At 74.4% G+C, this 25076-nt stretch carries 27 protein-coding genes; 14 read left to right on the top strand and 13 right to left on the bottom strand.

The genetic code is table 11. From position 1 onward, the window contains the following. From mltG to CKY47_RS27675, 5 genes are read right to left on the bottom strand one after another with little or no spacing between them, the layout of a single operon-like run. On the bottom strand, nucleotides 1-1230 hold the full coding sequence (gene mltG, locus CKY47_RS27655) for an endolytic transglycosylase MltG (protein WP_306749233.1): 1230 nt from the start codon (nucleotides 1228-1230) through the stop codon (nucleotides 1-3). Beyond that, complete coding sequence (gene ruvX / locus CKY47_RS27660; protein ID WP_306749234.1) at nucleotides 1227-1742, bottom strand: Holliday junction resolvase RuvX; 516 nt, start codon at nucleotides 1740-1742, stop codon at nucleotides 1227-1229. The genes mltG and ruvX overlap by 4 nt, the downstream gene beginning before the upstream one ends. Beyond that, nucleotides 1729-4401, bottom strand: coding sequence for an alanine--tRNA ligase (alaS, locus tag CKY47_RS27665; RefSeq protein ID WP_306749235.1), 2673 nt, complete (start codon nucleotides 4399-4401; stop codon nucleotides 1729-1731). The genes ruvX and alaS overlap by 14 nt, the downstream gene beginning before the upstream one ends. A gap of 55 nt (nucleotides 4402-4456) precedes the next feature. Then, a complete protein-coding gene (locus CKY47_RS27670; protein ID WP_306749236.1) occupies nucleotides 4457-4720 on the bottom strand; it encodes a hypothetical protein in 264 nt (87 codons plus the stop codon). Beyond that, on the bottom strand, nucleotides 4717-5112 hold the full coding sequence (locus CKY47_RS27675) for a DUF948 domain-containing protein (RefSeq protein WP_306749237.1): 396 nt from the start codon (nucleotides 5110-5112) through the stop codon (nucleotides 4717-4719). The genes CKY47_RS27670 and CKY47_RS27675 overlap by 4 nt, the downstream gene beginning before the upstream one ends. A gap of 261 nt (nucleotides 5113-5373) precedes the next feature. On the opposite strand from CKY47_RS27675, the gene CKY47_RS27680 reads away from it, so the two are divergent. The 6 genes from CKY47_RS27680 to CKY47_RS27705 all read left to right on the top strand — a co-directional run bounded on the left by CKY47_RS27680 (nucleotide 5374) and on the right by CKY47_RS27705 (nucleotide 13022). Beyond that, nucleotides 5374-6756, top strand: coding sequence for a pyridoxal phosphate-dependent decarboxylase family protein (locus tag CKY47_RS27680; RefSeq protein ID WP_306749238.1), 1383 nt, complete (start codon nucleotides 5374-5376; stop codon nucleotides 6754-6756). After that, nucleotides 6753-8417 carry an IucA/IucC family protein gene (locus CKY47_RS27685; RefSeq protein ID WP_306749239.1) on the top strand — a complete coding sequence of 555 codons (1665 nt, stop codon included), beginning with the start codon at nucleotides 6753-6755 and terminating at the stop codon, nucleotides 8415-8417. The genes CKY47_RS27680 and CKY47_RS27685 overlap by 4 nt, the downstream gene beginning before the upstream one ends. Next, entirely contained in the window at nucleotides 8414-8989 is a 576-nt protein-coding gene (locus CKY47_RS27690; RefSeq protein ID WP_306749240.1) for a GNAT family N-acetyltransferase, read from the top strand. The genes CKY47_RS27685 and CKY47_RS27690 overlap by 4 nt, the downstream gene beginning before the upstream one ends. Further along, nucleotides 8986-10251 (top strand): lysine N(6)-hydroxylase/L-ornithine N(5)-oxygenase family protein, encoded by a 1266-nt coding sequence (locus CKY47_RS27695; RefSeq protein ID WP_306749241.1) that lies wholly within the window; start codon nucleotides 8986-8988, stop codon nucleotides 10249-10251. The genes CKY47_RS27690 and CKY47_RS27695 overlap by 4 nt, the downstream gene beginning before the upstream one ends. After that, the gene (locus CKY47_RS27700) at nucleotides 10244-12019 is read left to right on the top strand and encodes an IucA/IucC family protein (protein WP_306749242.1); all 1776 of its coding nucleotides are present in this window, start codon (nucleotides 10244-10246) and stop codon (nucleotides 12017-12019) included. Before CKY47_RS27695 ends, CKY47_RS27700 begins: the two co-directional genes overlap by 8 nt. A 274-nt stretch (nucleotides 12020-12293) precedes the next feature. Further along, the gene (locus CKY47_RS27705; RefSeq protein ID WP_306749243.1) at nucleotides 12294-13022 is read left to right on the top strand and encodes a calcium-binding protein; all 729 of its coding nucleotides are present in this window, start codon (nucleotides 12294-12296) and stop codon (nucleotides 13020-13022) included. Nucleotides 13023-13120: 98 nt separating this feature from the next. Here the strand turns inward: CKY47_RS27705 and CKY47_RS27710 are convergent, their stop codons facing one another. Further along, nucleotides 13121-13849: an SAM-dependent methyltransferase gene (locus tag CKY47_RS27710; protein WP_306749244.1), complete on the bottom strand. Its 729-nt coding sequence runs from the start codon at nucleotides 13847-13849 to the stop codon at nucleotides 13121-13123. 40 nt (nucleotides 13850-13889) lie between these two features. Then, nucleotides 13890-15239, bottom strand: a complete 1350-nt coding sequence (locus CKY47_RS27715; RefSeq protein ID WP_306749245.1) for a replication-associated recombination protein A — start codon at nucleotides 15237-15239, stop codon at nucleotides 13890-13892. Between the two features lie 90 nt (nucleotides 15240-15329). Here CKY47_RS27715 and CKY47_RS27720 point away from each other — a divergent pair, with 90 nt between their 5' ends. Genes CKY47_RS27720 through CKY47_RS27735 form a run of 4 tightly spaced genes read left to right on the top strand, consistent with a single transcriptional unit; the run spans nucleotide 15330 to nucleotide 17666 of the window. Beyond that, complete coding sequence (locus CKY47_RS27720; protein ID WP_306749246.1) at nucleotides 15330-16097, top strand: type VII secretion target; 768 nt, start codon at nucleotides 15330-15332, stop codon at nucleotides 16095-16097. Further along, nucleotides 16097-17128, top strand: a complete 1032-nt coding sequence (locus CKY47_RS27725) for a CHAP domain-containing protein (RefSeq protein WP_306749247.1) — start codon at nucleotides 16097-16099, stop codon at nucleotides 17126-17128. The genes CKY47_RS27720 and CKY47_RS27725 overlap by 1 nt, the downstream gene beginning before the upstream one ends. Beyond that, the gene (locus CKY47_RS27730; protein WP_306749248.1) at nucleotides 17125-17400 is read left to right on the top strand and encodes a YbaB/EbfC family DNA-binding protein; all 276 of its coding nucleotides are present in this window, start codon (nucleotides 17125-17127) and stop codon (nucleotides 17398-17400) included. Before CKY47_RS27725 ends, CKY47_RS27730 begins: the two co-directional genes overlap by 4 nt. Further along, on the top strand, nucleotides 17397-17666 hold the full coding sequence (locus tag CKY47_RS27735) for a hypothetical protein (RefSeq protein WP_306749249.1): 270 nt from the start codon (nucleotides 17397-17399) through the stop codon (nucleotides 17664-17666). Before CKY47_RS27730 ends, CKY47_RS27735 begins: the two co-directional genes overlap by 4 nt. A gap of 105 nt (nucleotides 17667-17771) precedes the next feature. Here the strand turns inward: CKY47_RS27735 and CKY47_RS27740 are convergent, their stop codons facing one another. Continuing rightward, nucleotides 17772-18548 carry an ESX secretion-associated protein EspG gene (locus CKY47_RS27740; RefSeq protein WP_306749250.1) on the bottom strand — a complete coding sequence of 259 codons (777 nt, stop codon included), beginning with the start codon at nucleotides 18546-18548 and terminating at the stop codon, nucleotides 17772-17774. Between the two features lie 72 nt (nucleotides 18549-18620). Between CKY47_RS27740 and CKY47_RS27745 the strand changes: the two genes are divergently transcribed. Beyond that, nucleotides 18621-19373 (top strand): helix-turn-helix transcriptional regulator, encoded by a 753-nt coding sequence (locus CKY47_RS27745; RefSeq protein WP_306749251.1) that lies wholly within the window; start codon nucleotides 18621-18623, stop codon nucleotides 19371-19373. On the opposite strand, the gene CKY47_RS27750 is transcribed toward CKY47_RS27745, so the two are convergent. The 5 genes from CKY47_RS27750 to CKY47_RS27770 are packed head-to-tail and all read right to left on the bottom strand — an operon-like array spanning nucleotide 19300 to nucleotide 22453. Then, nucleotides 19300-19854, bottom strand: coding sequence for a hypothetical protein (locus CKY47_RS27750; protein WP_306749252.1), 555 nt, complete (start codon nucleotides 19852-19854; stop codon nucleotides 19300-19302). The two genes, CKY47_RS27745 and CKY47_RS27750, sit on opposite strands and share 74 nt — an antisense overlap. An 11-nt stretch (nucleotides 19855-19865) precedes the next feature. Beyond that, a complete protein-coding gene (locus CKY47_RS27755; protein ID WP_306749253.1) occupies nucleotides 19866-20504 on the bottom strand; it encodes a hypothetical protein in 639 nt (212 codons plus the stop codon). Beyond that, on the bottom strand, nucleotides 20497-20802 hold the full coding sequence (locus CKY47_RS27760) for a hypothetical protein (RefSeq protein ID WP_306749254.1): 306 nt from the start codon (nucleotides 20800-20802) through the stop codon (nucleotides 20497-20499). The genes CKY47_RS27755 and CKY47_RS27760 overlap by 8 nt, the downstream gene beginning before the upstream one ends. Beyond that, complete coding sequence (locus tag CKY47_RS27765; RefSeq protein ID WP_306749255.1) at nucleotides 20799-22001, bottom strand: PPE domain-containing protein; 1203 nt, start codon at nucleotides 21999-22001, stop codon at nucleotides 20799-20801. Before CKY47_RS27765 ends, CKY47_RS27760 begins: the two co-directional genes overlap by 4 nt. Next, the gene (locus CKY47_RS27770; protein WP_306749256.1) at nucleotides 21998-22453 is read right to left on the bottom strand and encodes a hypothetical protein; all 456 of its coding nucleotides are present in this window, start codon (nucleotides 22451-22453) and stop codon (nucleotides 21998-22000) included. Before CKY47_RS27770 ends, CKY47_RS27765 begins: the two co-directional genes overlap by 4 nt. Before the next feature lie 101 nt (nucleotides 22454-22554). Between CKY47_RS27770 and CKY47_RS27775 the strand changes: the two genes are divergently transcribed. The 3 genes from CKY47_RS27775 (at nucleotide 22555) to CKY47_RS27785 (ending at nucleotide 24988) form a co-directional block, all read left to right on the top strand. Beyond that, on the top strand, nucleotides 22555-23166 hold the full coding sequence (locus tag CKY47_RS27775) for a uridine kinase (protein ID WP_306749257.1): 612 nt from the start codon (nucleotides 22555-22557) through the stop codon (nucleotides 23164-23166). Nucleotides 23167-23195: 29 nt separating this feature from the next. Next, on the top strand, nucleotides 23196-23615 hold the full coding sequence (locus CKY47_RS27780; protein ID WP_306749258.1) for an SRPBCC family protein: 420 nt from the start codon (nucleotides 23196-23198) through the stop codon (nucleotides 23613-23615). A gap of 254 nt (nucleotides 23616-23869) precedes the next feature. Further along, a complete protein-coding gene (locus tag CKY47_RS27785; RefSeq protein ID WP_306749259.1) occupies nucleotides 23870-24988 on the top strand; it encodes a lytic polysaccharide monooxygenase in 1119 nt (372 codons plus the stop codon). Nucleotides 24989-25076 lie beyond the last annotated feature (88 nt).

Raw genomic sequence — 25076 nt, forward strand, 5'->3', positions numbered from 1 at the left:
TCAGAAGACGCCCTTCCGCCTGGCCTCGGACACCGCGGCGTCGTGCTCGTCGAACGTGACGTTGAAGCACGTCGTGCCGTCCGTCTCGCACTTGACGAAGAACAGCCAGTCGCCCGCCTCGGGGTTGATCGCGGCCTTCACCGCCTCCATGCCCGGCGACCCGATCGGCGTGGGCGGCAGACCCCGCGTGTCGGCGCTGTAGGTGTTGTACGGACCGGACCGCGCGCGGTCCTCGTCGCTGGTGGTGATGATCGGCCGGTCGAGCTTGTAGTTGACCGTGGAGTCCAGTTCGAGGATCTGCCCCTTGGCCAGCCGGTTGTAGATCACCCGGGAGATCTTGCCGAAGTCCTTGGTCTTGCCCTCCTTCTCGACCAGCGAGGCGACGACGAGCACCTCGTAGGGCTTGAAGCCGGTCGCGCCGGAACCGGAGGGGATGCCGTAGCCCTGGAGGCGGTTCAGCGACGTGGTGAGGACGCTCCGGATCAGCTCGACGGGGCTCGCGCCCGGGTCGAGGTGGTACAGGCCGGGGACGATGAGCCCTTCGAGGCGGTTCTCCCGGGGCGCGGCGTTGATCGACGGCAGCGCCCAGTCGGGGATGCCCAGCGCCTGCGGGTCGGCGTTGTCGGCGACGTCGCGCAGCTGCTCGACGGTCGCGCACTTCTTCGCGCCGTCCAGCTCGACGCACGAGGCGTCGGACAGCATCGACAGGATGCCCTTGGTGACGGAGCCGTCCAGCGCGGTGATGTCGTGCAGGACGTTGCCGCCCTTGACCTCCAGCGGCGTGATCTTGGCCGCCGGGTCGACCATCCGGGTGACCGCGGCGGCTCCCGACATCCTGGTCTTCATCAGGTAGAAGCCGGGCTGGATGGCGGTGAGCCGGTCGTCCTGCGCGCCCGCCTCGGTGAACGCGCGGGCACTGGCCACGACATCCTGCTCGTGCAGGGTGGTGGCGATCGCCGAGACGAAGTCGCCGTCCTTGACCTCGACCACGACGTCGGCCTCGCCGGCGCCGCTGTAGTCCTCGTACGAGCCGATCCCGCTCAGCACCCGGTACCCGTAGTACGCGCCGCCGGCGCCTCCCGCGAGCACCAGCGCCACGACGATCCACAGGATCGTGCGCTTGCGCTTGGCCTTGGCCCGACGCGCCGCCGCGGCGGCGCTCTTCCTGCCGCGCGCCCGCTCGTCGGCGCGCGCGTCGGGATCGGCGAACAACCCGAGGTCGTCGTTCACGAGCCGTCCTTAGCTCCGGGGGCTCGTTCCTCGTCGGCGGAACGGGCCACGTGTCGCGCCCGTGCGTCCAGCCATGACTGCAGGATCTCGACCGCGGCAGCCTGGTCCACGACAGCACGTTGCTTCTTGCCCCGAACACCGCGCTCGGCCAGCACGCGGCTCGCCGTGACGGTGGTCAGCCGCTCGTCGGTGAGCCGCACCGGCACCGGGGCGACGAGTTCGGCCAACGCCGCAGCGTACGCCGCCGCCTTCTCCGCCGCCGGCCCGTGCCTGCCCGCCAGCGTGCGGGGCAGGCCGACCACGACCTCGACCACGTCGTGCTCGGTGACGAGACCGGCCAGGTCGGAGAGGTCCCGACCGGCCTTCTCGTCACGGGACAGGGTAACCAGCGGGGTCGCCAGGAAGGCACCCGGATCGCTCAGGGCGACCCCGACGCGCACCGCGCCGACGTCGACGCCCAGCCTCCTGCCGAGGCCCGGGTCGTCGACGCCGGCACGATCAGCGCTGTTCAAGGACGCGGTCCACCTCGGCGCGCAGGGCGGCCACGGCCTCCTGCACACCGGCCGGGTTCGTGCCGCCGCCCTGGGCCAGGTCCGGCTTGCCGCCGCCGCGACCGCCGACGGCCGGGGCGAACGCGGGCACCAGCTTGCCGGCGGCGAGGCCCAGGTCGCGGGCGGCGGCCGTGGTGGCGACCACGAAGCTGACCTTGTCGCCGTCGGGGGCGAACAGGCCGACGACGCCCGGCTTGGCGCCGAGCCGGTTGCGCACCTCGTTCGCGAGGGTCCGCACGTCGACGGCGGCCGTGCCCTCGGGCAGGGCCAGCGCGACGAGGGACAGCCCGCGCACGTCCAGGGCCTGCTCGGCCAGGGACCCGGCGGAGGACAGCAGCTGGGCGGCGCGGACCTTCTCCAGCTCCTTCTCGGCCGCGCGCAGGCGCTCGACCAGGGCCTCGACCCGGGCGGGCACGTCGGCGTCGGGCACCTTCAGCAGGGCGGCGACGTTCTGCACGAGGGCGCGCTCGCGGGCCAGGTACTGGAACGCCTCGATGCCGACGTAGGCCTCCAGGCGGCGCACGCCGGAGCCGACGGACGACTCGCCGATGAGCGTGATCGGGCCGATCTGGGACGAGTGCTCGACGTGCGTGCCACCGCACAGCTCGCGCGACCAGGGGCCGCCGATCTCGACGACGCGCACGGTCTCGTCGTAGGTCTCGCCGAACAGGGCGACCGCGCCCATGTCCTGGGCGCCGCCCATATCGGTGTGCACGACCCGCACCGGCAGGTCCTTGCGGACCGCGAGGTTGGAGACCTCTTCGATCTCGCTGCGCGTCTCGCCGGACAGGCCGCCGGTCCAGGCGAAGTCGAGCCGCAGGTAGCCGGGCTTGTTGTAGGAGCCGCTCTGGAGGGCGGACGGGCCGAGCACCTGGCGCAGGGCGGCGTGCACGACGTGCGTGCCCGAGTGGCCCTGGCGGGCGCCGACGCGCCACTCGGGGTCGACGCGGGCCTCGACGTGCTCGCCCTCGGCGATCTCGCCGCTGACCACGCGCACCTGGTGCACCCACAGCTTGCGGGCGACCTTCTGGACGTCGACGACCTCCAGCTCGGCGCCGCCGGTGACGATGGTGCCCGCGTCGCTCTCCTGGCCGCCGGACTCGGCGTAGAGGGGGGTGCGGTCGAGGACGACCTCGACGATGTCGCCCTCGCGGGCCGAGCGCACGCGCTTGCCGTCGCTGACGATGCCGCGCACGGTGGCCTCGGAGGCCAGCTCGGTGTAGCCGGTGAACTCGGTGGCGCCGAGGTCCAGGAGCTCCCGGTACACGGTCTGGTCGCCGTGGCCGGTCTTCTTGCCGGCGGCGTCGGCCTTGGCGCGGGCGCGCTGCTCGGCCATCAGCTTGCGGAAACCGGCCTCGTCCACGGTCAGGCCCGCCTCGGCGGCCATCTCCAGGGTGAGGTCGATCGGGAAGCCGTAGGTGTCGTGCAGCTGGAACGCCTTGTCGCCGGGCAGGGTGGCGCGGCCCTCGGCCTTCACCGCGCCGGCGGCGGTCTCGAAGATCCGCGAGCCGGCGTCGAGGGTGCGCAGGAAGGTGTCCTCCTCCGCCTTGAGCACCTGCTCGATCCGGGCGAAGCCGCCGACCAGTTCGGGGTAGGTCGCGCCCATGGTGTCGCGGACGACGGCGGCGAACCGGTTGAGCACGGGCTCGGTGACGCCGAGCAGGCGCGAGGACCGGACGATGCGGCGCAGCAGGCGGCGCAGCACGTAGCCGCGGGCCTCGTTGCCGGGGGTGACGCCGTCGCCGACGAGCAGCACGCCGGAGCGGGCGTGGTCGGCGATGACGCGGAAGCGCACGTCGTCGACCTCGTCGTCGCCGTAGCGGCGGCCGGACAGCTCTTCGGCGGCGGTGATGACGGCGCGCACGAGGTCGGTCTCGTAGACGTTGTCGACGCCCTGGAGCAGGAACGCCACGCGCTCGACGCCCATGCCGGTGTCGATGTTCTTGGCGGGCAGCTCGCCGAGGATCGGGTAGTCCTTCTTGGCCCCGCCCGCGCCGCGCTCGTTCTGCATGAAGACGAGGTTCCAGATCTCCAGGTACCGGTCCTCGTCGACGACCGGGCCGCCCTCGGCGCCGTACTCGGGGCCGCGGTCGTAGTAGATCTCGGAGCACGGGCCGCACGGGCCGGGCACGCCCATCGACCAGTAGTTGTCCTCGACGCCGCGGCGCTGGATGCGCTCCGGCGGCAGGCCGGCGACCTTCTGCCACAGGTCGGCTGCCTCGTCGTCGTCGAGGTAGACGGTCACCCACAGGCGCTCCGGGTCGAACCCGTAGCCGCCGTCGTCCTGGGACTTGGTGACCAGCTCCCAGGCGAGCCGGATGGCGTCTTCCTTGAAGTAGTCGCCGAAGCTGAAGTTGCCCGCCATCTGGAAGAACGTCAGGTGGCGGGTGGTCTTGCCGACCTCGTCGATGTCGGGGGTGCGCACGCACTTCTGGACGCTGGTGGCGCGCTTGTACGGCGGCGGGGCCTCGCCGAGGAAGTACGGCTTGAACGGCACCATGCCGGCGTTGACGAACAGCAGGTTGGGGTCGTCGAGCAGCAGCGACGCGCTGGGGACCACGGTGTGGCCGGCGTTCTCGAAGTGCTCGCGGAAGCGCTTGACGATCTCGTGGGTCTGCACGGGCTTTCCTTCGAAGTGCTGTGGTGTGGGGGCGCGGTGAGGCGAACGACGGCCGTCAGTCGTTCGCCCTGCGCGCTCGCCGCCCGGTGGTGTGACCGGTCTGGCGCTCCACGGTGTCGTGCAGCTCCTGCTCGCGCTCGGACATGCCGGCGCGCACGTCGGCGCCGAAGGACCCGAGGGCGCCCGCCAGCTCGCGCAGGCCGTGGCCGACGTTCTCGCCGATGCCGGCGGGGGTGGCGGCGTGCGCGGCCTGCCCGGCCTTGCGGGTGGCGAAGACGCCGGCGGCGATGCCGAGGCCGAACCAGAAGATCCGCTTCATCGCCTGCCCCTGCGCCGGAGGTGCTTGCCGGGGGCTTCCTTGGCGGCGCGGCGGGCCCGGACGGCCTTGCTGAGGCCGTAGGAGAGCGCGGCGGCCTTGACCAGCGGGCCGCCGAGGGTCGCGGTGAACAGCGAGGTGAGCGCGGAGACGTTCCCGGTGACCGCGCGGGCGTTGGCGGTGATCCCGTCCACCCGCTCCAGCTGCGTGTTGACGTGCGTGATCGTCGTGTTCGCGCCGGTGAAGATCGGGTCGCTGTTCTGGTGGGCCTTGCGGATGGCGACCGTGGCCTCGTCCAGCGTCCGGCCCAGCTTGATCAACGGGATCGCCAGCAGCAGCACAAGCAGCACGAACGCGCCGGCGGCGACCAGCGCGGCGATCTGCCCTGGCGACACGGACCCTCCTGGTGGTTCTGGCGAGACGTGGGTGGGGGCCAAGGCTACCGCGCTCCGCCGCGCGGGTCCGCACGAGATCGCCCGCGCGCCGTGCCAAGGGGTGGGACGGTCGACCAAGACCCCCCATTTGGCGTCGATTCGACCGCGCGGTCGGCGGCTAGCGTGACCGGGGTGATCGTCACGTCGATCACGAAGCGCTTGACACCCACCACGCCGAGTAGATGAGGTAAGGCTAACCTTTATCGCATCGTCGGAGGTGCCGTGTTCGCCGCCAGTCCCTCCGGACGCCCGATCCCCGCCGGACGCCCCGCCGACGTGCTGGCCTCGGCGATCGACCGCCTCGGCGAGCTGCCCGAGCACGGGCTGGGCGCGAACGCGGCACTGGCCCGGCTCACGGAGGTGCTGGCCGAGTACGACGTGGACCTCACCCACCCGTTCGCCGCCGCCCACCTGCAACCGCCGCCGCTGGCCGTGGCCGTCGCGGCGGACGCGCTGGCCGCCGCGGGCAACGCCTCGCTCGACACCTACGACTCCGGGCCCGCCGCCATCGCCGTCGAGCGCTGGGTCGTCGCGGCGCTGACCGGGCTGGCCGGGTTCGGCCCGGGGGCCGACGGCGTGTTCACCCCCGGCGGCACGCTGTCCAACCTGACCGCGCTGCTGCTGGCCCGGGACGCCGCCGCCGCGCGGCTCGGCGTCGACGTCCGCTCCGACGGCGTGGCCGCGCTGCCCGACCCGGTGGTGCTGTGCTCCGAGGCGGCGCACTTCTCCGTGCAGCGGGCGTGCGCGGCGCTGGGCATCGGCGAGCACGCCGTGCGGCCGGTGGCGGTCGACCCGCTCCGGCGGATGCGCCCCGACGCGCTGGACTCGCAGCTGCGCTCGGGCGGCACGCCGGTCGCCGTGGTCGCCACGGCGGGCACCACCGACTTCGGCTCGGTGGACCCGCTGCACGAGGTGGCCGAGGTGGCCCGCGAGCACGGCGCGTGGCTGCACGTGGACGCCGCCTACGGCTTCGGCGCGCTGTTCTCCGCGAAGCTCGCCGGACTGGTCGACGGCCTGTCGCTGGCCGACTCGGTGACCGCGGACCTGCACAAGATCGGCTGGCAGCCGGCGTCGGCGAGCGTGCTGCTGGTGCGGTCCGCCGCGTCGTTCGGCGCGCTGGAGCGGTCGGTGGCCTACCTCAACCCCGAGGACGACCGGGCCGAGGGCTACGACGGCACGCTGGGCCGCACGCTCCAAACCACGCGCCGCGCCGACGCGGTGAAGGTGGCCGCCACGCTCCTCGCGCTGGGCCGCGCGGGCCTGGGCGCGCTGGTGGACCGCTGCCACGAGCTGGCCCGCCACGCCGCCGGGCTGATCGCCGCCGACCCGGCGTTCGAGCTGGTCGGCGGGGCGACGCTGACCACGGTGGTGTTCCGCTACCGGACCGCGGACGAGTCGCGGTCCGACGAGGTGAACGCGGGGCTGCGCCGGCGGCTGCTGCGCTCGGGCGAGGCGCTGGTCGGCCGCACCGAGGTGGACAAGGCGACCTGCCTGAAGTTCACCCTGCTCAACCCGAACGCCCGGGAGGCGGACCTGGTGGCGCTGCTGGCGCTGGTCCGCGAGGCCGGCTCCGCCGCCGAACGGCTGTTGGAGGGAGTGGCATGAGACCTGACGCACTGGAGGGCGACCCCCGGTCGGCCGCCGAGCACGCCCACCTGGAGGCCCTGCTGCGCTGCTGGGTGCGCGAGCGGGGCGTGCCGGTGGGCGAGCGGGTGCGGATCGAGGCGCTGGGCGTGCCGCTGGAGGCGGACGTCCGGTACCGCTCGGCGACCGGCTGGCACCGGTTCGGCCCGGTGACGCTCGCCGGCCGCCCGGCCGACCCGGTGGTGGCGGTGGCGCTGGTCGGCGCCGAACTGGGCGGAGACACGGCCGACCTGGTGGAGCGCACCGCCGAGTCGGTGCGCCGGGTGGCCGGGTTCGTGGAGCAGCGCAGGCGCGAACCGGTCGGTCCCGCCGACCGGTTCCTCGACGCCGAGCAGCGCCTGATGCTCGGTCACCTGCACCACCCCGCGCCCAAGAGCCGCGACGGGCTGTCCGACACCGACAACGCCCGGTACGCGCCGGAGCTGCGCGGGTCGTTCCCGCTGTTCTGGTTCGCCGCCGCCGAGGAGGTCGTCTCGCACGGCTCGGTCGCCGGGCCGGACGCGCCGTCGCTGATGGCCGCGCTGGCCGGGCGCAGCCCCGAACCGGGCCGGGTGCTGGTGCCCGCGCACCCGTGGCAGGCGCACGACCTGCTGCGGCGCCCGCGCGTCGCGTCGCTCGTCTCGCGCGGGCTGCTGGAGCCGCTGGGCGAGTTCGGGCCCGCCTGGTCGCCCACGTCGAGCCTGCGCACGGTGTACCGCACGGGCGCGCCGGTGATGCTGAAGCTGTCGCTGGGCCTGCGGATCACCAACTCGCGGCGCGAGTCGACGTCCACCGAGCTGCGCCGCGGGTCGGAGGTCCACCTGCTGCTGGAGTCCGGGTACGCGGCGGGCACCGGGAAGGCGCACCCGGAGTTCTCCGTCGTGCGCGACCCCTCGTGGCTCGCGGTGGACGAGGGCGGCGAGGTGACCGGACTGGACGTGGCGGTGCGCGAGGTGCCCGACGGCATCGGCGACTCGCGGTGCCTCGCCGGTCTCGTCGCGCCGCGGCCGGGCATCGGGCGCAGCCTGCTGGGCGAGCTGGTGCTGCGGCTCGACGCCGCCGAGTGGGTCGCCTCCTACACCGACCACGTGCTGGTGCCGATGCTGCGGCTCTACGCCGAGACCGGCATCGGGCTGGAGGCCCACCAGCAGAACACGCTGGTGCGGCTGGACCCGGCGGGGCGCGTGGTCGGCGGCCGGTACCGGGACAACCAGGGCTACTACCTGGCGGCGTCCCGCCTGCCGGACGTGCTGGAGCGGCTGGGCGCCGCGTCCTCCACGCTGGCCGTCGTGGACGACGCGGTGGTGGACGACCGGCTCACCTACTACCTGCTGCGCAACCAGGCGCTGGCCGTGGTCGGCTGCCTGGGCGTGGAGGGGTTGGCCGACGAGCGCGACCTGCTCTCCGTGATGGCGTCCCGGCTGGAGTCGGCGCTGCCCGCGCTCGCCGAGGCCGGTCCCGACGGCGACCGGCTGGCGCGGCGGTGGCTCACGGCGGACCTGCTGCCGTGCAAGGCGAACCTGCTGACCAGGCTCCAGGGCATCGACGAGGTGCTCGCGCCGCTGGACGCCCAGTCGGTGTACTTCGACGCGCCCAACCCGCTCGTCCCCGATCGCCCCCGGGAGGGGAGGTGCGCCCGGTGACCCACCTCGACGCCTACCGGCCGACCGACGACCTGTCCGGCGTGCCCGGTCCCCCGCTGCCCGTGCTCACCGACGGGTGGCACGCGCGGGCCGTGGACCCCGACCGGGACCTGAACCTGGTGCACCGCTGGATGCAGGCGCCGCACGTGGTCGCGTTCTGGCACCAGGCGTGGCCGCGCGAGCGGTGGGACGCCGAGCTGCGCGGGCAGCTGGCCGGCGCGCACTCGCTGCCGCTGCTGGTGGGCCGCGACGGCGACCCGCTGCTGTACGTGGAGGTGTACCGGGCGGCGCGGGACGTGGTCGCGGGCGTGTACCCGGCCCGACCGCACGACCTCGGCCTGCACCTCGCCGTCGGGGAGCTGGCGATGACCGACCGGGGTCTCGTGCGGTCGCTGCTGCCCGTGCTGGCCGACGCGCTGTTCGCCGCCGACCCGCGGTGCACGCGGGTGGTGCTGGAACCCGACGTGCGCAACCGGCGGGCGATCAGCTCGTTCACCGCGGGCGGGTTCGCGCCGGTCGGCGAGGTGCTGCTGCCGGACAAGGTGGCCCTGCTGATGGTGCGCACCCGGTGATCGACGTGCTGGCGATCGGCTGCGGGCCGTTCAACCTGGGACTGGCGGCGCTGGCGTCGACGGTGGACGACGTGGACGTGGTGGTGCTGGAGGCGCGGCCGGAGCTGCGCTGGCACCCCGGGATGATGTTCGACGACGCGGTGCTCCAGGTCAGCTTCCTGGCCGACCTGGTGACGCTGGTCGCGCCGACGCACCCGCTGTCGTTCCTGGAGTACCTGCGCGACGCCGACCGGCTCTACCCGTTCTACGTGCGGGAGAGGTTCCACCCGACGCGCCGGGAGTACGAGGACTACCTGCGGTGGGCGGCGTCGCGGCTGCCCGTGCGGTTCTCGCACCCGGTGACCTCGGTGCGGTGGGAGGACGACCGGTTCGCGGTGTCCGGTGACGGGTTCTCGTGCGAGGCCCGCAACCTGGTGCTGGGCGTGGGCACGGAGCCGTTCGTGCCGCCGGCGCTGGACGGGCTGGGCGACCGGCTCGTGCACACCTCCGGGTACCTGCACCGGGACGTGGACGCGGCGCGGGTGACCGTGGTCGGGTCCGGGCAGTCGGGGGCGGAGGTGGTGCTGGACCTGCTGCGGCGCAACGCGTCCCCCGGCGGGCCCGCCGTGTCGTGGCTGACCCGCACCCCGGTGTTCGCGCCGCTGGACTACACGAAGCTGGTGCTGGAGATGACCACGCCGGCGTACGTGCGGCACTTCCACTCGCTGCCGCGGGAGCGGCGGGACGCGGTGCGCGCCGAGCAGTGGCGCCACTACCGGGCGATCTCCTCGGAGACCATCGAGGAGCTGCACGACCTGCTGTACCGGCGGGAGTGGGCGCACGGCCTGGCGCCCGTGGAGCTGCGGCCCGGGGTGGCCGTGGTGTCGTCGCGGGTGACGGCGTCCGGAGTGGAGCTGACGTGCGCGCACCGCGACACCGGGCGGACGTTCACGCACGTCACCGACCTGGTGGTGGCCGCGACCGGGTACCGGCAGGCGGCGACGCCGTTCCTCGCGCCGCTGGAGCCGCTCGTGCGGCGGGACGACGCCGGCCGGTACGTGGTGGCGCTGGACCACTCGGTCGCGCTCGACCCGTCGGTCACCGGCCGCGTGTTCGTCGCCAACGCCGACCTGCACAGCCACGGCGTCGCGGCCCCCGACCTGGGCATCGGCGCGGTGCGCAACGCCACGATCCTCAACGCGGTGACCGGCCGCGAGGTGTACCCGCTTCCGAAGCACACCGCCTACACCAGCTTCACCGCACCGGGGGACGACCGTGACTGACCTGTGGCGCGAGTGCTCGGCCGCGTTGCTCGCCAAGGCGATCGGCGAGCTGTGCTTCGAGGAGCTGCTGGCCCCCGTCGGGGGCGTTCCCGGCGGGGAGACCGGGCCGGGCCGGTACGAGCTGCGGTTCGACGACGCGGTGTACGCGTTCTCGGCGTCGCGGACCGCGTTCGGCGGGTGGGCCGTGCGACCGGGGTCGGTGCGGCGGGGCGCGGCGGGCATCCTCGGCGACGACGTGGTCGAGCCGTGCGACGACGTCCAGCGGTTCGTGGTGGACGCGTTCCGGTCCCTGCGGGTGGATCCGGCCACCACCGCCGGGTTCCTCGCCGAGGTGACCTCGACGCTGGCGGCGGACGTGGCGCTGGCCGAGACCGCCCGCCCGGTCTCCGAGCTGGTCGCGCTGCCGCACGCCGAGCTGGACGGCCACCTCACCGGGCACCCGTGGCTGATCGCGAACAAGGGGCGGATCGGGTTCTCGGCGGAGGACGCGGCCCGGTACGCGCCCGAGTCGCGCACCCCGCTGCGGGTGCCGTGGCTGGCCGTGCACCGGGGGCTGGCGGAGTTCCGGGGCACGTCGTCGCTGTCGGAGGCGGCCGTGCGCGCGCACGAGCTGTCCCCCGGCACGATCGAGCGGTTCACCGAGGCGCTGCGGGAGGCGGGCGCCGACCCGGCGGCGTACGTGTGGCTGCCCGTCCACCCGTGGCAGCTCGACCACGTCGTGCGCACCCTGTGGGCGCCGGAGCTTGCGCTGGGCCGCATCGTGGAGCTGGGCGAGGCCCCCGACTTCCACCTGCCCACCCAGGCGATCCGCACGCTGTCCAACGTGGACTCGCCGGGGCGCTACCAGGTGAAGCTGCCGCTGCGGGTGCTCAACACCTCCGTGTACCGCGGCCTCCCGCCGCACTGCACGCTCGCCGCGCCGGTCGTCACGCAGTGGCTCCAGGGCCTGTGGGAGTCGGACAAGCTCATCGGGGAGTGGGGCACGTCGCTGCTCGGCGAGGTCGCGTCGGTGACCGTCCGCCACCCGGGGCTGTCCCGCGCGGGCGAGGTGCCGTACCAGTGGCTGGAGACGCTGGGCTGCATCTGGCGCGAGCCGGTCCCGCTGCGCCCCGGCGAGCGCTCGTGGTCGCTGGCCGCCCTGCTGCACGTGGACCCCGAGGGCCGGCCGCTGGTCCGCGAGTTCACGGGCTCGCACGACCCGTCGGTGTGGTTCGCGGCCCTGCTGCGGGCGTTGTTCCGCCCGTTGGTGCACTTCCTCTACACGTACGGGATCACGTTCAACCCGCACGGCGAGAACGTCGTGGTGATCACCGACGAGTCCCACCTGCCCGTCCGCGTGGCGGTCCTGGACCTGGTGGACGACGTGAACGTGTCGGTGGACCGCGTCCCCGCCCGCGGCCCGGAGCCGGACACCGACGACCCGGTGCTGCCGCGCAAACCGTGGCCGGTGCTGCGCCAGTACATCGTGGACGCCCTGCTGGTCGGCGTCTTCCGCCCCCTGTCCACCCTGGTCGACCTGCCCGCCGACACCTTCTGGGGCATGGTGCGGGGCGAGGTGGACGCCTACCGCACCCGCTTCCCGGAGCTGGCGGACCGCGTGGACGAGGGCTCCCTGACCGCCCCGGAGTTCCTCCGCTTCCCGCTCAACGGCTACCGGATCACCCTGGGCTACCGCGACCTGGCCGCCCGCCCGCCGGTGCCGAGGACGGGCACCCTGCCCAACCCCCTGCACGACGTGCCGCCGATCGCGCCCCGTGACGGGTGGTGAACGGACGCACCCCCGATCGACCGCGAGCACCAGAAGGCCCTTCCGAACAGCGCACACGGCGTGCGGCCATTCGGGGGACAAAAGTCCGTTCCCGGCTGCGGCAGGCGTAGCGTCCTGTTCCCACCCCAGACCTCGGTGACGTGACACACCCGCCACGCTCGCGGGCACACATCACGAACCGAGGTCTTTTCACGTGCGGATGAAGTGGCACCGGCAGTCGATCGGATCACGCTGCGCGAGCCACCGCCGACAACGCATCGAGGAGTGAACCACCATGGGAATCCAGCAGAGCCAGGTCCGCCGCGGAGCCGTCGCCACGCTGGCCGGCGTCCTCGCGGTCCCGTTCTTATGGGCGGTCAGCCCGCTGACCGCCCACGCCGCCGTCGACTGCGTCGTGAGCGCCGGCGTGACCCAGACCGACACCGTCGTCACCGGCACCCCCGGCAACGACACGATCGACTGCGGCGGCACGAACCCCGCCAAGACGATCAACGGCAACGGCGGCAACGACACCATCACCGGCTCCGACCTCGACGACACGATCGACGGCGGTGACGGCAACGACACCCTCACCGGCGGCACCGGAGCCGACACCCTCACCGGCGGCCTGGGCATCGACACGATCTCCGGCAGCGCCGGCGACGACACCCTCGTCGGCGCCTCCAACGACGGCAGCCAGGACAGCCTCGACGGCGGCCTCGGCACCGACACCTGCCAGGGACCCGCGCCGGACCCCGACATCCACGCCAACTGCGAGAGCACGAGCACCCCGCCGACGACGGGACCGGGCTCGGGCACGGGGAACGCGACCGCGCTGTGCGCCGCGACCGGCGGCGTGCTCTCCCTGACCCTGAACCCGGTGGGGTACACCTGCGTGTTCAACCCCCTCGGCGCCGGCAACCGCCGCGTCAACGAGGCCCGCGCCATCTGCACCGGAGCCGGGGGAACGTTCGTGAACCTGCTCCCGCTCAGCTACGCCTGCCTCCTGCCGACCACGCCGTGACCCACTCCACCCGGTGACGGCCGCTCCGAACGGCAGGGAGGGGACGGGCGTCCGGCCGCCCCGCCCGGTATCCCCGGCCGGGCGGGGCGGCCGGAGGGTCAGCGGCGGGCCAGGGTGAGGTAGGCGAAGCCCAGGGCGCCGCGGTAGCCCCTGAGCCAGCCCTCGCGGTGGTCGTCGACGATCCCGCGGACGGCGTCGGCCTCAGGGTGGTCGGGGTTGGCCAGCAGCCAGCGCTCGCGGGAGGCGCACCAGCGGGACTCGAAGTCGTCCCACTCGTCCAGGGTGGCGGTGGTCAGGTTCAGCAGGCGGTAGCCGCCGGCCAGGGCCAGGTCCACCAGGTCGGGCAGCGGGGTGAAGCCCGCGTCGCCGAAGATCCCCCGGGCCAGGGCGTTGGGTTCGCGCTCCCAGAAGCCGTCGCCCAGCAGCAGGGTCCCGCCGGGCTTCAGGCGGGCGCGCATGGCCTCCAGGGTGGCCTCCGCGCCACCCCACGCGTGCGACGCGCCGATGGAGACGGCCACGTCCGCCGGGTCGGTGTCGAAGGTCGTCACGTCGGCCAGGGCCAGGGTGACGCGGTCGGCCAGGCCGCGGGACTCGACGTTCGCGCGGCCCCGGGCGATGGCGTGGTCGTCGCTGTCGACGCCGATGCCGAGGACGCCCGGCTGGTGCTCGACCGCCCTGAGCAGCAACTCGGCCCAGCCGCAGCCGTAGTCGACGATCGACTGCCCCGGGGTCGGGTGCAGGCCGCCGATCAGGCCGTACGCCTTGGCGTCGGAGAGCGGGGAGTTGAAGTCGAGCAGGGCGTGGCCGTTCAGCGGTGCGTCCGTCACGGCCACACCGTGGCAGAGAACCGGTGTTCCGGAAACGGATTTACCGCTCCTGGCCCCGCACGACGCGGCGCAGCCTCGGCAGGCGTTCGGCCAGCACCCGTTCGTTGCCCCGGCCGGTCGGCTCGTAGTAGTCGCGGCCGACCAGGTCGTCCGGCGGGTACTGCTGCGTCAGCACGCCCTCGGGCACGTCGTGCGGGTAGCGGTAGCCCCGGGCGTTGCCGAGCTTCTCCGCTCCCGCGTAGTGGCCGTCGCGCAGGTGCGCGGGCACCGAGCCGACCGCGCCCCCGCGCACGTCGGACATGGCCGCGCCGATGGCCGTGGTCACCGCGTTCGACTTGGGCGCGGTCGCCAGGTGGATGGTCGCCTGCGCCAGGTTCAGCGCGCACTCGGGCAGCCCGATCAGCTGCACGGCCTGCGCGGCGGCCACGCACGTCTGCAACGCGGTCGGGTCGGCCATGCCCACGTCCTCGCTGGCGTGGATCACGAGCCGCCGCGCGATGAACCTCGGGTCCTCGCCCGCCTCGATCATCCGGGCCAGGTAGTGCAGCGCCGCGTCGACGTCCGACCCGCGGATCGACTTGATGAACGCGCTGGTCACGTCGTAGTGCTGGTCGCCCTGCCGGTCGTAGCGCACGGCCGCCCTGTCGACCGTGGCCTCCAGGGTGGCCAGCGTGAGGACCCCGCCCCCGTCGACGGCGTCGGCGGCGGCCTCCAGGGCGGTCAGCGCGCGGCGGGCGTCACCGCCCGCCAGCCTCACCAGGTGGTCCTCGGCCTCCGGTTCCACGGTGATCGCGCCGTTCAGGCCCCGCTCGTCCTCGACCGCGCGCCGGACCAGCACGCGGACCGCGTCGTCGGTCAACGGCCGCAGCTGGAGCACCAGCGACCGCGACAGCAGCGGCGACACGACCGAGAAGAACGGGTTCTCCGTGGTCGCCGCGACCAGCAGCACGATCCGGTCCTCGACGGCGCCGAGCAGCGCGTCCTGCTGGGTCTTGGAGAACCGGTGCACCTCGTCGATGAACAGCACGGTCGACTCGCCGGAGCGCACCAGGCGGCGGCGCGCCTCGTCGATGACCGCGCGCACCTCCTTCACGCCCGCGGACAGGGCCGACAGCGCGGCGAACCGGCGACCGGTGGCCTGCGACACGAGCGTGGCCAGCGTCGTCTTGCCGGTGCCGGGCGGGCCGTAGAGCATCACGGACGCCGGTGACGAGCCCTCCACGAGCCGCCGCAGCGGCGCGCCCGGTCCGAGCAGGTGGTCCTGCCCGACGACCTCGTCGAGGGTGCGCGGGCGCATCCGGACCGCCAGCGGCGCGTTGGCCGCGATGCGCTCGGCGCGCTCCTCGTCGGTCGCGCCGAACAAGCCCTCGTCGTACAGCCCCTCGTCCACGCGTTCGACTGTAGCCGCCCTGTGCAGTGCCGCTGTCCAGGCGTGCAACAGCCGTTCCGCGCAGGTGGGACGCGGTGCAGGGTGACCGCCATGAGCACGTTGAGCCCGGAGCGGATAGCCCGGCACGCCCACGACGCGGGGTTCCGCGGACAGGACCTCACGATCGCCGTGGCGGTCGCGCTGGCCGAGTCCGGCGGCGACCCGCGTGCGCACAACTCCACCCCGCCGGACGACTCCTACGGGCTGTGGCAGGTCAACATGCTGGGTTCGCTGGGGCCGGCGCGGCGGCGCGAGTTCGGGCTGGATTCCGACAGCGACCTGTTCTCCCCGGCGGAGAACGCGCGGGCCGCCAACCGGATCTCCGGTGACGGTCGCGACTGGACGCCGTGGAGCACCTACACCAACGGCGCCTACAGGAAGCACCTGGACGAGGCGCGGCGCGGCGTGGAGGCCATGAAGCGCGGCGGGGGTTCCGGGGGTTCGGGCGGCGGCGGGCGCGGGGGCGGCGGGCGCGGGGGCGGCGGCGGCTTCTCGGTCGACCTCGCCGTGCTGCGCGACTACGCCCGCCGGACGCGGAACTCCGCCGACGACCTGACCGCGCTCGGCAGGCGGCACGTGCGGGAGGTCCGGGAGATCGCCGACGACAGCTTCGGCCGGATCGGGAAGCAGTCGGGGTTCGCGGACGCGCTGGACGACTTCGGCGCGGCGCTGCGCAAGCAGGTCAAGGCGGTCGCGCACAACACCGACGCGCTGGCCGCGTCCGCGCGGAACTCGGCCCGCGCCTACCGGGAGCAGGAGGACGACGTGGCCGGTTCGCTGCGCGGCGGCCGCGTCGTGCGGGGCGGGGGCGAGGGGTGATGGACGCGCGCGCGATGGCCCGGCACTTCGCCGAGAGCATGATCGGGCACCGGAACTCGCTGGCCGGCAAGGCCGAGGACGCGGTGAAGGCGCAGTACGCGCTGCACCGGACCGCGACCGCGCTCACCGACCAGGCCGAGGACCAGGGCAAGGCCGCCAGGACCGTGCTGGAGCACTGGAAGGGCGACAACTCCGAGGGGTTCGAGCGGCGCTCGGCCGGGCTCGGCAGGCAGCTGCGGACCACCGCCGACGCGGCGCGGGACGCGGAGAAGGTCGTCGCGGGCGTCACGAGCGCGTTGACCACGGGGCACGCGCGGGCGCGGCTGGCCGTGGACGAGTACCTCGACAAGGCCGCGGGGCTCCTCGACGCGGGGCTGAAGGTGGGCACGCGGGCCGCGCTGCTCAAGGCCGTCGGCCAGGCCGCGGACCTGGAGCCGAGGTACACCAAGGAGACCGCGGAGGCCGTGCGGCACGCGCGCGGCGAACTGGAGGACGCGGCGCGGAGGCTGCGTGCCCTGGAGAAGGACGTCGAGCACGACGGGGTCGCCGACGGCCGGGCCGAGCGGACCCGGGGCGGCGCCGGTGGCCGCACCCGACCGTCCAACGCCCGCGGCAAGGGCCGGTCCCGCACGATCGTCTCGGCCGCCCGGCGCGAGCTGGGCACGCGCGAGAGCCCGCCCGGCAGCAACCGCAACCCGTACGGCCCGACGGCCGCGTGGTGCTCGTCGTTCGCCACGTCGATGTGGCGCAAGGCGGGCGTGGACATCCCCGTGCTGCCGTTCACCGGCGACGTGTTCCGCTGGGGGCAGCGCAACGGCAAGGCGTACACGTCGCTGAGCGCCGTGCGCCCCGGTGACGTGCTGCTGTTCGGGACCGGGCCGTCGAGCCCGGCGACCAGCAGGCACATCGGGATCGTGGAGAAGGTCTCGGGCGGCACCGTGACGCTGATCGAGGGCAACTCCGGTGACGCCGTGCGGCGCAACACGCACAAGCTCAGCCCGGCCACGTTCTACGGAGGGGTGCACCCGTGATCACCGCGAACGCGCACGACCCGGACACCGGCATCGCGGTCGAGGTGGGGCCGGGCGGCGGCCTGCGCGGGCTGACCTTCGACACCCGGTCGCTGCGGCTCGGACCCGGCGGGCTGGCCAGGGCGGTCCTGGCGCTGGTGGACACCGCGACCGCCCGCGCCAACGCCCGCGCCCAGCGGGAACTGGGTGACCTGTCCGCCCTGGGGCTCTCCGTGCAGGAGCGCCTGGTCGAGTCGGTCGAGGACACGACCCCCGAGACGTGGCGGGTGTGACGGTGGGGTTGAGCGAGCGGTTGGACGCCGTGCGGCGGGGGGCGTCGGCGCGGGGCGTGACGGTCGTGGTGGACCTGCACGGCAAGCTGGTCGACCTGGCTTTCGAGCGGGAGGCGCTGTCGATGCGGCCGCATGAGCTGGCCGGCGTCGTGCGCGCCCTGGCGGAGGAGGCGTCCGAGGCGGCCCTGGCCGAGGGCACGGCCCTCCTGGCCGACGTGGTGCCGCCGACCTGGTCGGCCGGCGAGTCCGACGTTCCCGCCGGGTGAGTCCCACGTTCAGGGCGCGTGTGTTCTTCACTCGCGCGTGAAGAACACAGGAGCCCTGGACGTGGGACTCACCCGGCCTGGACGTTGGACTCTCGGGGGCTGGGGTTACGACTCGCGGGTGGGTCGGGTCACGGTGGACAGGAGGGTGGCGACGTGGCGGGCGAAGCCGGCGGTGTCGGTGGGGGTCACGCGCACCCACTGCTCGGCGCCCGAGCGCTCGGTGGTCGTCGCGTACCGGCCGGCGGCGGTGTCGGTCCAGCTCAGCACGGCGGACCGGCCGGCGCGGCCGGTGGCGGCGAGCTGGCCGGTGGCGACGCGGGGCGAGTCGACGAGGGTCGTGATCGCCCGGGTCGCGCGGCCGGTGACGCCCGCCTGCGCGAGGGCGCGTTCGAGGGCGGCGTGACCGCCGGTGGCGTAGGCGTGCATCGCGGCGGAGAACGCCGGGCGCGGCAGCGAGACCGGTTCGCCGGGGCCGGGCGCGGCGTCGCCCACGACCCTGGTGACGGCGGCCACGAGGTCCGTGACGGGTTCCAGGGCCACCTCGCTGTCGTTGAGCACGGCCAGCACGGCACGGGAGCCGCGGGCCGTCGCCAGCACGCGCCAGGGCGTCGGGCGGAACACCAGGGCGTCGATGCTCGGCGAGCCGTGCGCCAACAGCCCGAACAGGTCCTCCAGCTCGGGCGAGACGTCGTCGCCGTCGGCCAGGCCCGCCCCGGTGAGCGTGCGCAGCACCTCCGCGCCCAGGTCGTCGCGCTCGTCCTCGGTGCGGCCGTGCGAGGGCACCTCCAGCGGGTACGGCGGGTCACCCTCCCCCAGGTCCTCCCAGAGCAGGTCGAACTCCAGGTGGGACAGCACCACCGCGGTGGTCGAACGTCGCGCCATGACGCCAGAAGGTAGTGGTCCGACGGCGCTCGCGCGGCGGGTTGGGCACAACAGGTGGCTAGGCTGCCGCACGTGGACGTCGCCGGTGGGGTGCTGACCGTCCGCGCCTCCGGAGCCGCCGCCGCGAGAGCGGCGCTCACCGGGGGCGCGACGACGCCCGAGCACATCCAGCTGCTGCTGCGCTGCCCGGTGCCGGCGGGTGTCGGGGGCGCGGGCGCCGAGCTGCGGTTCCCCGACTGCTCGCTGCACGTGCTGCCGGCGGGCGTGGTGGCGCTGACGGTGGCCGAGGCGCGGCTGACGGTCGGGTTCGGCGAGCTGAAGCCGCTGATGTTCCAGCCGGTGCCGGTGGACGCGGCGCTGCGCTCGGTGTTCTCCGGCGCGGTGGCGCACGTGCTGGCGGCCGCGCACGTGCTCGACCCGCACGGTCTGGCGCACCACCTCGTGGGGCTGGCCGAGCTGGTGCTGCGCAGTGCCCTGCGCGCCGAGCTGGACCGGGTGGACGCGCTGGCGGCGCGCCGCCGCGAGGCGCTGGAGTACATGCGGGAGCACCTGGCAGACCCGGAGCTGGGCGCGGACCGGGTCGCCGAGGCGCTGTTCATCTCCCGGCGGCGGCTCTACCAGCTGTTCGACGACGGGCAGGGCGTGGCCGAGCGCATCCGGGGCCTGCGGATCGACCGGGCCAAGGCGCTGCTGGCCGACCCGGCGAAGGCGGGCCGCGGCATCGGCGAGATCGCCCGGGACTGCGGTTTCGTCAGCGCGGCGCACTTCTCCCGGACGTTCCGCCAGGTCGTGGGGTCGACGCCGAGCCAGTACCGGGCGCGCTGAACTCCACCCCGGACACGAACCGGCCGGCGACGCCCGCCACGTCGAGCCAGCCGCGCCCGGTCGGCGAGTGCAGCGTGAACACGGCGACGCGCGGGTGGTCCGGGTCGGTCACCACGACCTGGAGCTGCGCGCCCGGCCCGGTCACCGGGACGCGTTCCACGATCACCACCGGGTAGCCGGTCGCCGTCTCGCCCCGGGTCACGTCGCGGATCGACGGGCCGTCGATGTGCAGGCCCAGCTCGCCCGGGTCGGCGGGCCGGTCGACGCCGACGACGGCCGCGACCAGCAGCGCCGGGTCCGCGTCGGGGTGCTCGACGACGGCCAGCAGCCCCGCGCCCTGCCGGTGGGCCATCTCGGCGGCCTGCGTCGCGGACACCTCCAGGCCGGGGTCGCGCGTGCCCTTGACGCGGCGCAGCACGGCGAGCAGCTCGTCCGCGGTGCGTTCGGGCGTGCCCAGCGACACCGGGGTGACCCCCGGCACGGGTGCGAGTCTCACCCCAGGCCCGCCCGGAACGCCGCCGCCGCGCCCCTGCCGGACGCCGGTCGAGGTGGGCCGAGCAGCACGGACGCCAGCTCCGCGGTGAACGCCGAGAACCCGGTGAGGGTGTCCGCGACCAGCGTGGGCGGTTCCTCGGCGCGCAGCCGCTCGACGACCCGGCGGGCCTCGGCGCGGTGGTCGCGCTCCAGCAGGCGCGCTTCGTCCAGCACCTCGTCCAGCTGCCCGGTCAGCTCGTCGTGCCGGGCGGTGGCGCGGGCGTGCGCCTCGGCGTGCGCGGGCGTGAAGCGGGCCAGCGCGCCGGTCTGGTCGAGTTCGTCGGCCGCCTCGGCGAGCGCCCGGCGCAACCGCAGCGCCCGCCGGTCCAGCTCCTCGGCGCGTCGCTGGTTGCCGAGCAGCGTGGTTGCCCACTCGTCGAGGACCCCGGCCGCCGCCCGCATGGCGCGCCGCACCGCCGTCAACTCCGACACCACCGCCTCCAACCGCGTCCTGAACCCGTCCGCCGCCGCACCCTGCCACCGCGCGGGGGGCGCGTCGGGCACGGCGAACGCGGCCGAGCACCGCTCGCTGACCGCCGCGACGGCGCCCGCGTTGCCGGGGGCGGGGTCGAAGCCGAGCCCCGCGTAGTCAGTCATGGCGCAGCTCATCGGCCTGGCGGTAGGCCTCCCCGGCCGCGCGCAGGGCGTCCGCCTCCGCCGCGGGGTCGACCCCCGCCAGCACCCTCGTCCACTCGGCGACGAGGTGCTCGACGGCTTCGGTGAGACCTTCGGGGCCGAGGTCGCCGACGGGCTCGGCCAGCCCCGCCGCCGCGGCGCGCACCTCGTCCCCGGCCTCGTCGAGCCGGGCGGCGAACGCGGCCAGCTCGTCCGGGTCCGCCCGGAAACCGCCCGCCGAGCCGCCCGTGAAGTGTCCCGGCCGGGGGCCGTCGCTCATTCGCCCAGCACCGGCGGGAACGCCGGGGGCAGGTCGTCGAGCAGGTCCAGGCCGAGGTCGTAGCGGTTGCGGTGCTCGACGTCCTCCTCGCGGCCGCCGCCGGGGGCCGTCGGCGGGTACATGCCGAAGCCCTGCGGTCCGCCCGCGCCCGCCACCGGTCCGACGCCGCCGCGCGCCGCCGCGCCACCGGGCACCGCTCCGATCACGCCGGACGAGCCGCCGGGACCGAACCCGGGCGCGCCGCCGCCGGGGCCGCCCGGCCCGAAGCCACCCGGCCCGAAGCCACCCGGCCCGAACCCGCCGGACCCGGTGCCGTAGCCGCCCGCCCCGTAGCCGGGGCCGTGACCGACCGCCGTGCCGCCGGGACCGAACCCGGGGCCGAACCCGGCCCCGCCCGCGGGGCCGCCGGTGGCCGAGGCGACCGCGGTGGTGTCCGCGGGCCGCGGGCCGGGCTGGAACGGCGAGGGCGACGGGTCGTCCACCCCGGGCCCCGGCGGACGCGTCGACACGGGCGGAACGGGCGGCGGCGGCACGGGCACGGGCGGGAGCACCGGCAGCGACCGGTGGTCCGGCGTGATCCGCGTGGCGGCCGGCGCGTCCTCGAACTCGGGCAGCCGGTCGTGCACGCCCCGGCTGGCATCCTCGAAACCGGTCATCACGCGCACCGCCTCCTCGTGCGCGCGCTGCTGCTCCCGCTTGGACGGCAGGTGGTCGTCGAGGAGCTGGTCGATCATGTACGCGCCCTGCGGGCCGTCCAGCACGGACACGTCGCGGCCCTCGCGGAACCAGCGCTCCGCGGTCGGGTGCACCGGTTCGGGCATCCGCGCACGGGCCTCGACCAGCGCCGACGTGTACGTGTCGAGGCCGTTGCCGACGCGGTAGGCGCGCTCGGACGCGTCCGCCGCCCACGACGTGAGCCGGTTCACCGAGTCGGCCGCCGCGCCCGCCGACGGGCCGCGCCAGGACTCGGCGAGCTGCCGCACGATGTGCTGCACCTCGTTCGTGGCCTGGTCCACCGCGGAGGCGAGCACCTGCCACTGCGCCGTGCGGGTGGCCATGAGCGGCACCTCGGCCGACATGACCATGTCCCACATCTGGCGGTGCTCGTACACCCTCCAGTTGATCTTGCCGAAGTTCTTCAGCCGGCGGTTGGCCCTGACCCGCTGCTTGCGCACCCGCCGCGCCCCGCGCTTGTTCACCCCTGCCGCCTCATGGCCTCGGCGATCATGGCGTCCTCGGCGCGGTGGGTCGCGCCCACCTGCCCCAGGGCGTCGCGCAGCGCGACCAGCTCGTCCAGGTAGGACTTGAGCGCCACCTGCACGCCGCCGCCGACCGCGCCGCCGCGCTCCCGGAACGCCCGGCGCATGTGCAGCGCGACCGGCCCCTTGCCGTCGCCGATGGGCTCCCCCAGGTCCTGGGCCTGCCGCAGCTGCTCGACCAGCACGTCCTGGAGCTGGTCGAGGCGCGCGCGGGCCTCTTCGAGCCGGTCGAAGTCCAGTTCGATCCGGTCGCCCGCCTCCGCGACGATCCGCGGCGCGTCCGCGCTGGTCGGCCGTCCCGGCGCGGACCGGACGGCCACGACCTCGTCCCGCTCCTCGCGCAGTTCCCCGCGCACCCGCTGGGCGTCCTCGACGCCGCGCACCCTGACCATGCGCACATCGTGGCCCCCGGGCGGGTGACAGACCAGACCGGGTGCACAGCGGGAGCAGCGCCGGTGCACGGACGGACAAGGGTGTGCGAAAATCGTGCCCCGTGCCGTCACCTTCCGTTCACGCGCGAGCCGTGCTGCTCGCCGGCCCCTCGGGTTCCGGGAAGTCCCACCTCGCCGCCCTCCTGGGGTGGCCCGTGCTGCGCCTGGACGACTTCTACCGCGACGGCGACGACCCGCTGCTGCCGCGCGACGAGTCGGGCCGCGTCGACTGGGACGCCGAGGGCTCGTGGCACACCGACGCCGCGCTGGCCGCCGTGGTCGAACTCGCCACCACCGGCTCGGTGGAGGCGCCGGTGTACTCGATCAGCGAGAACGGCCGGGTGGGCTGCCACACGGTGACCGCGCCCGGCACGTTCATCGCGGAGGGCCTGTTCGCCGACCGGCTGGTGACGGGCTGCCGGGACGCGGGCGTGCTGGCCGACGCGATCGTGCTCACGCCGAACGCCCTGGTCACGTTCGCGCGGCGGTTCGCCCGGGACGTGGTCGAGGCGCGCAAGCCGGTGCCGTTCCTGCTGCGCCGGGGCCTGCGGCTGCTGGGCGAGCACGGTGACGTGGTGCGCCGCTGCGCGACGGCGGGCATGCGGTCCGTGCCGCCGCACCGGGCCCGCGCGGAGCTGGCCACGATCGGGGCCGCGCGCCCCGCCGCGGTGTAGTCGCCCCGCGCCGCGGGTACGGGTGCGGCATGGCTGAGTTCGAGCACGAGCAGAGGATTCCGGTCGACGCGCGCGCCGTGTTCGACGTGGCGCGGGACGTGGGGTCGATGGACGCCTGGCTGCCCGACGGGCTCCAGGTCGAGCCGAGCGGTCCCGAGCGGGTCACCGGGCGTGTGTCCATCGGCGACGACATCGACGAGGCCGAGGGCTACTTCACCGCCGACGCGGAGCAGCGCAGGCTGGAGTGGGGCGACCTGGACGGCGAGGGCTACTCGGGCTGGCTCCAGGTCGACGAGGACGGTCCGGGCGCGAGCCGCGTCGTGCTGCACCTCGACGTGCGCGGCGAGCACCCGGAGGCCGTGGGCGGCGAGGCGCACGAGCTGACCGACGGGTACCTGGGGCAGGCCCTCCACCGGTTGGCCGCGCTGGCCGCCGACCAGGCCACGTGAGCCGTTCCTCCTGATCGACCCGCGCGGCCGGCGACGCCCGCCGGCCACGCGCGGGGCCCGTCCCCGGCGCTCCGGGAGCCCTCCCGGGCGACGTGCCCGCGTCCGGGGGTAGCGGGACACCTCCTTCCGGCTGCTCCGCCGCCGCCATCCGGCTGCACTGGGTAGCTGAAGATTCACACAGCGCATCACCCGCCGTTACAGTCGTGTCCCGTTCCTGGGAGCGTTCCCAGAACCTCAACGAGGAGGTGAACGACGTGACGGCCCGACGATGGATCTCGCTGGCCGCGGCCGGTGTGGCCGGCCTGCTGGTCGCGGTGCTCGTGAACGTGGTCAGCCCGACGGCGGCGAACGCGCACGGCGCCATGATGAAGCCGGGCAGCCGGACCTTCCTGTGCTGGAAGGACGGCCTCAGCCCGCAGGGCAACATCGTTCCGCAGAACCCGGCGTGCTCCGCCGCGGTGACGGCGGGCGGCACCAACTCGCTCTACAACTGGTTCGGGGTGCTGCGCTCCGACGGTGCCGGCCGCACCCGCGGCTTCATCCCGGACGGCAAGCTGTGCAGCGGCGGCAACCCGACGTTCTCCGGGTTCGACATCGCCCGCGGCGACTACCCCGTGACGCACCTGACGGCGGGTTCGAGCTTCAACTGGTCGTACAACATGTGGGCCGCCCACCCGGGCACCTTCCACCTGTACGTCACCAAGGACAGCTGGAGCCCGACCCGTCCGCTGGCCTGGGACGACCTGGAGAGCACGCCGTTCCACAGCGTGACGAACCCGCCGTCGCGCGGGTCGGTGGGCACCGTGGACGGCCAGTACTACTGGAACGCGAACCTGCCGTCCGGCAAGTCGGGCCGCCACATCATCTACTCGGTGTGGACCCGCTCGGACAGCCAGGAGACGTTCTACAACTGCTCCGACGTCGTGTTCGACGGCGGCAACGGCCAGGAGACCGGCGTCGGCAACGGCGGCGGCGGCACGACCACCACGACCACCACGACCACGACGACGCCCACGTCGACCACCACCACGACCCCGACGACCACCACCACCACGAACCCGCCGGGCGACGCGAACTGCATGGCGATCTACAAGATCACCAGCTCGTGGTCGGGCGGCTTCCAGGGTGAGGTCGAGATCATGAACCACAGCACGAGCACCTACAACGGCTGGACCGCGAGGTGGAACTACGCCAACGGCCAGACGGTCAACAGCGTCTGGAACGGCGTGCGGTCCGGTTCCGGGTCCGAGGTGATCGTGAAGAACGTCGACTGGAACAAGTCGGTGGCGCCCGAGGCGTCGGTGAAGTTCGGCTTCACCGCCAGCTACACCGGCACCAACTCGCTGCCGACCGTCACGTGCACCAGCCCGTGACCGGGTAGTCGTCGACACCTCCGCACTCCGAACGCGCCGTCCGGGTCCACCCGGGCGGCGCGTTCGCGCGGCGATCGCCGATCTTCGC

This window comes from Saccharothrix longispora, assembly GCF_030852425.1.
Taxonomy (GTDB): Bacteria; Actinomycetota; Actinomycetes; order Mycobacteriales; family Pseudonocardiaceae; genus Actinosynnema; species Actinosynnema longispora.

What these genes read in the sequence shown, in the direction of transcription:
- CKY47_RS27670 (WP_306749236.1), bottom strand. Translation starts at nt 4,720, where the DNA reads ATGAAGCGGATCTTCTGGTTCGGCCTCGGCATCGCCGCCGGCGTCTTC.
- CKY47_RS27685 (WP_306749239.1), top strand. Translation starts at nt 6,753, where the DNA reads ATGAGACCTGACGCACTGGAGGGCGACCCCCGGTCGGCCGCCGAGCAC.
- CKY47_RS27705 (WP_306749243.1), top strand. Translation starts at nt 12,294, where the DNA reads ATGGGAATCCAGCAGAGCCAGGTCCGCCGCGGAGCCGTCGCCACGCTG.
- CKY47_RS27720 (WP_306749246.1), top strand. Translation starts at nt 15,330, where the DNA reads ATGAGCACGTTGAGCCCGGAGCGGATAGCCCGGCACGCCCACGACGCG.
- CKY47_RS27725 (WP_306749247.1), top strand. Translation starts at nt 16,097, where the DNA reads ATGGACGCGCGCGCGATGGCCCGGCACTTCGCCGAGAGCATGATCGGG.
- CKY47_RS27740 (WP_306749250.1), bottom strand. Translation starts at nt 18,548, where the DNA reads ATGGCGCGACGTTCGACCACCGCGGTGGTGCTGTCCCACCTGGAGTTC.
- CKY47_RS27755 (WP_306749253.1), bottom strand. Translation starts at nt 20,504, where the DNA reads ATGACTGACTACGCGGGGCTCGGCTTCGACCCCGCCCCCGGCAACGCG.
- CKY47_RS27760 (WP_306749254.1), bottom strand. Translation starts at nt 20,802, where the DNA reads ATGAGCGACGGCCCCCGGCCGGGACACTTCACGGGCGGCTCGGCGGGC.
- CKY47_RS27770 (WP_306749256.1), bottom strand. Translation starts at nt 22,453, where the DNA reads ATGGTCAGGGTGCGCGGCGTCGAGGACGCCCAGCGGGTGCGCGGGGAA.
- CKY47_RS27780 (WP_306749258.1), top strand. Translation starts at nt 23,196, where the DNA reads ATGGCTGAGTTCGAGCACGAGCAGAGGATTCCGGTCGACGCGCGCGCC.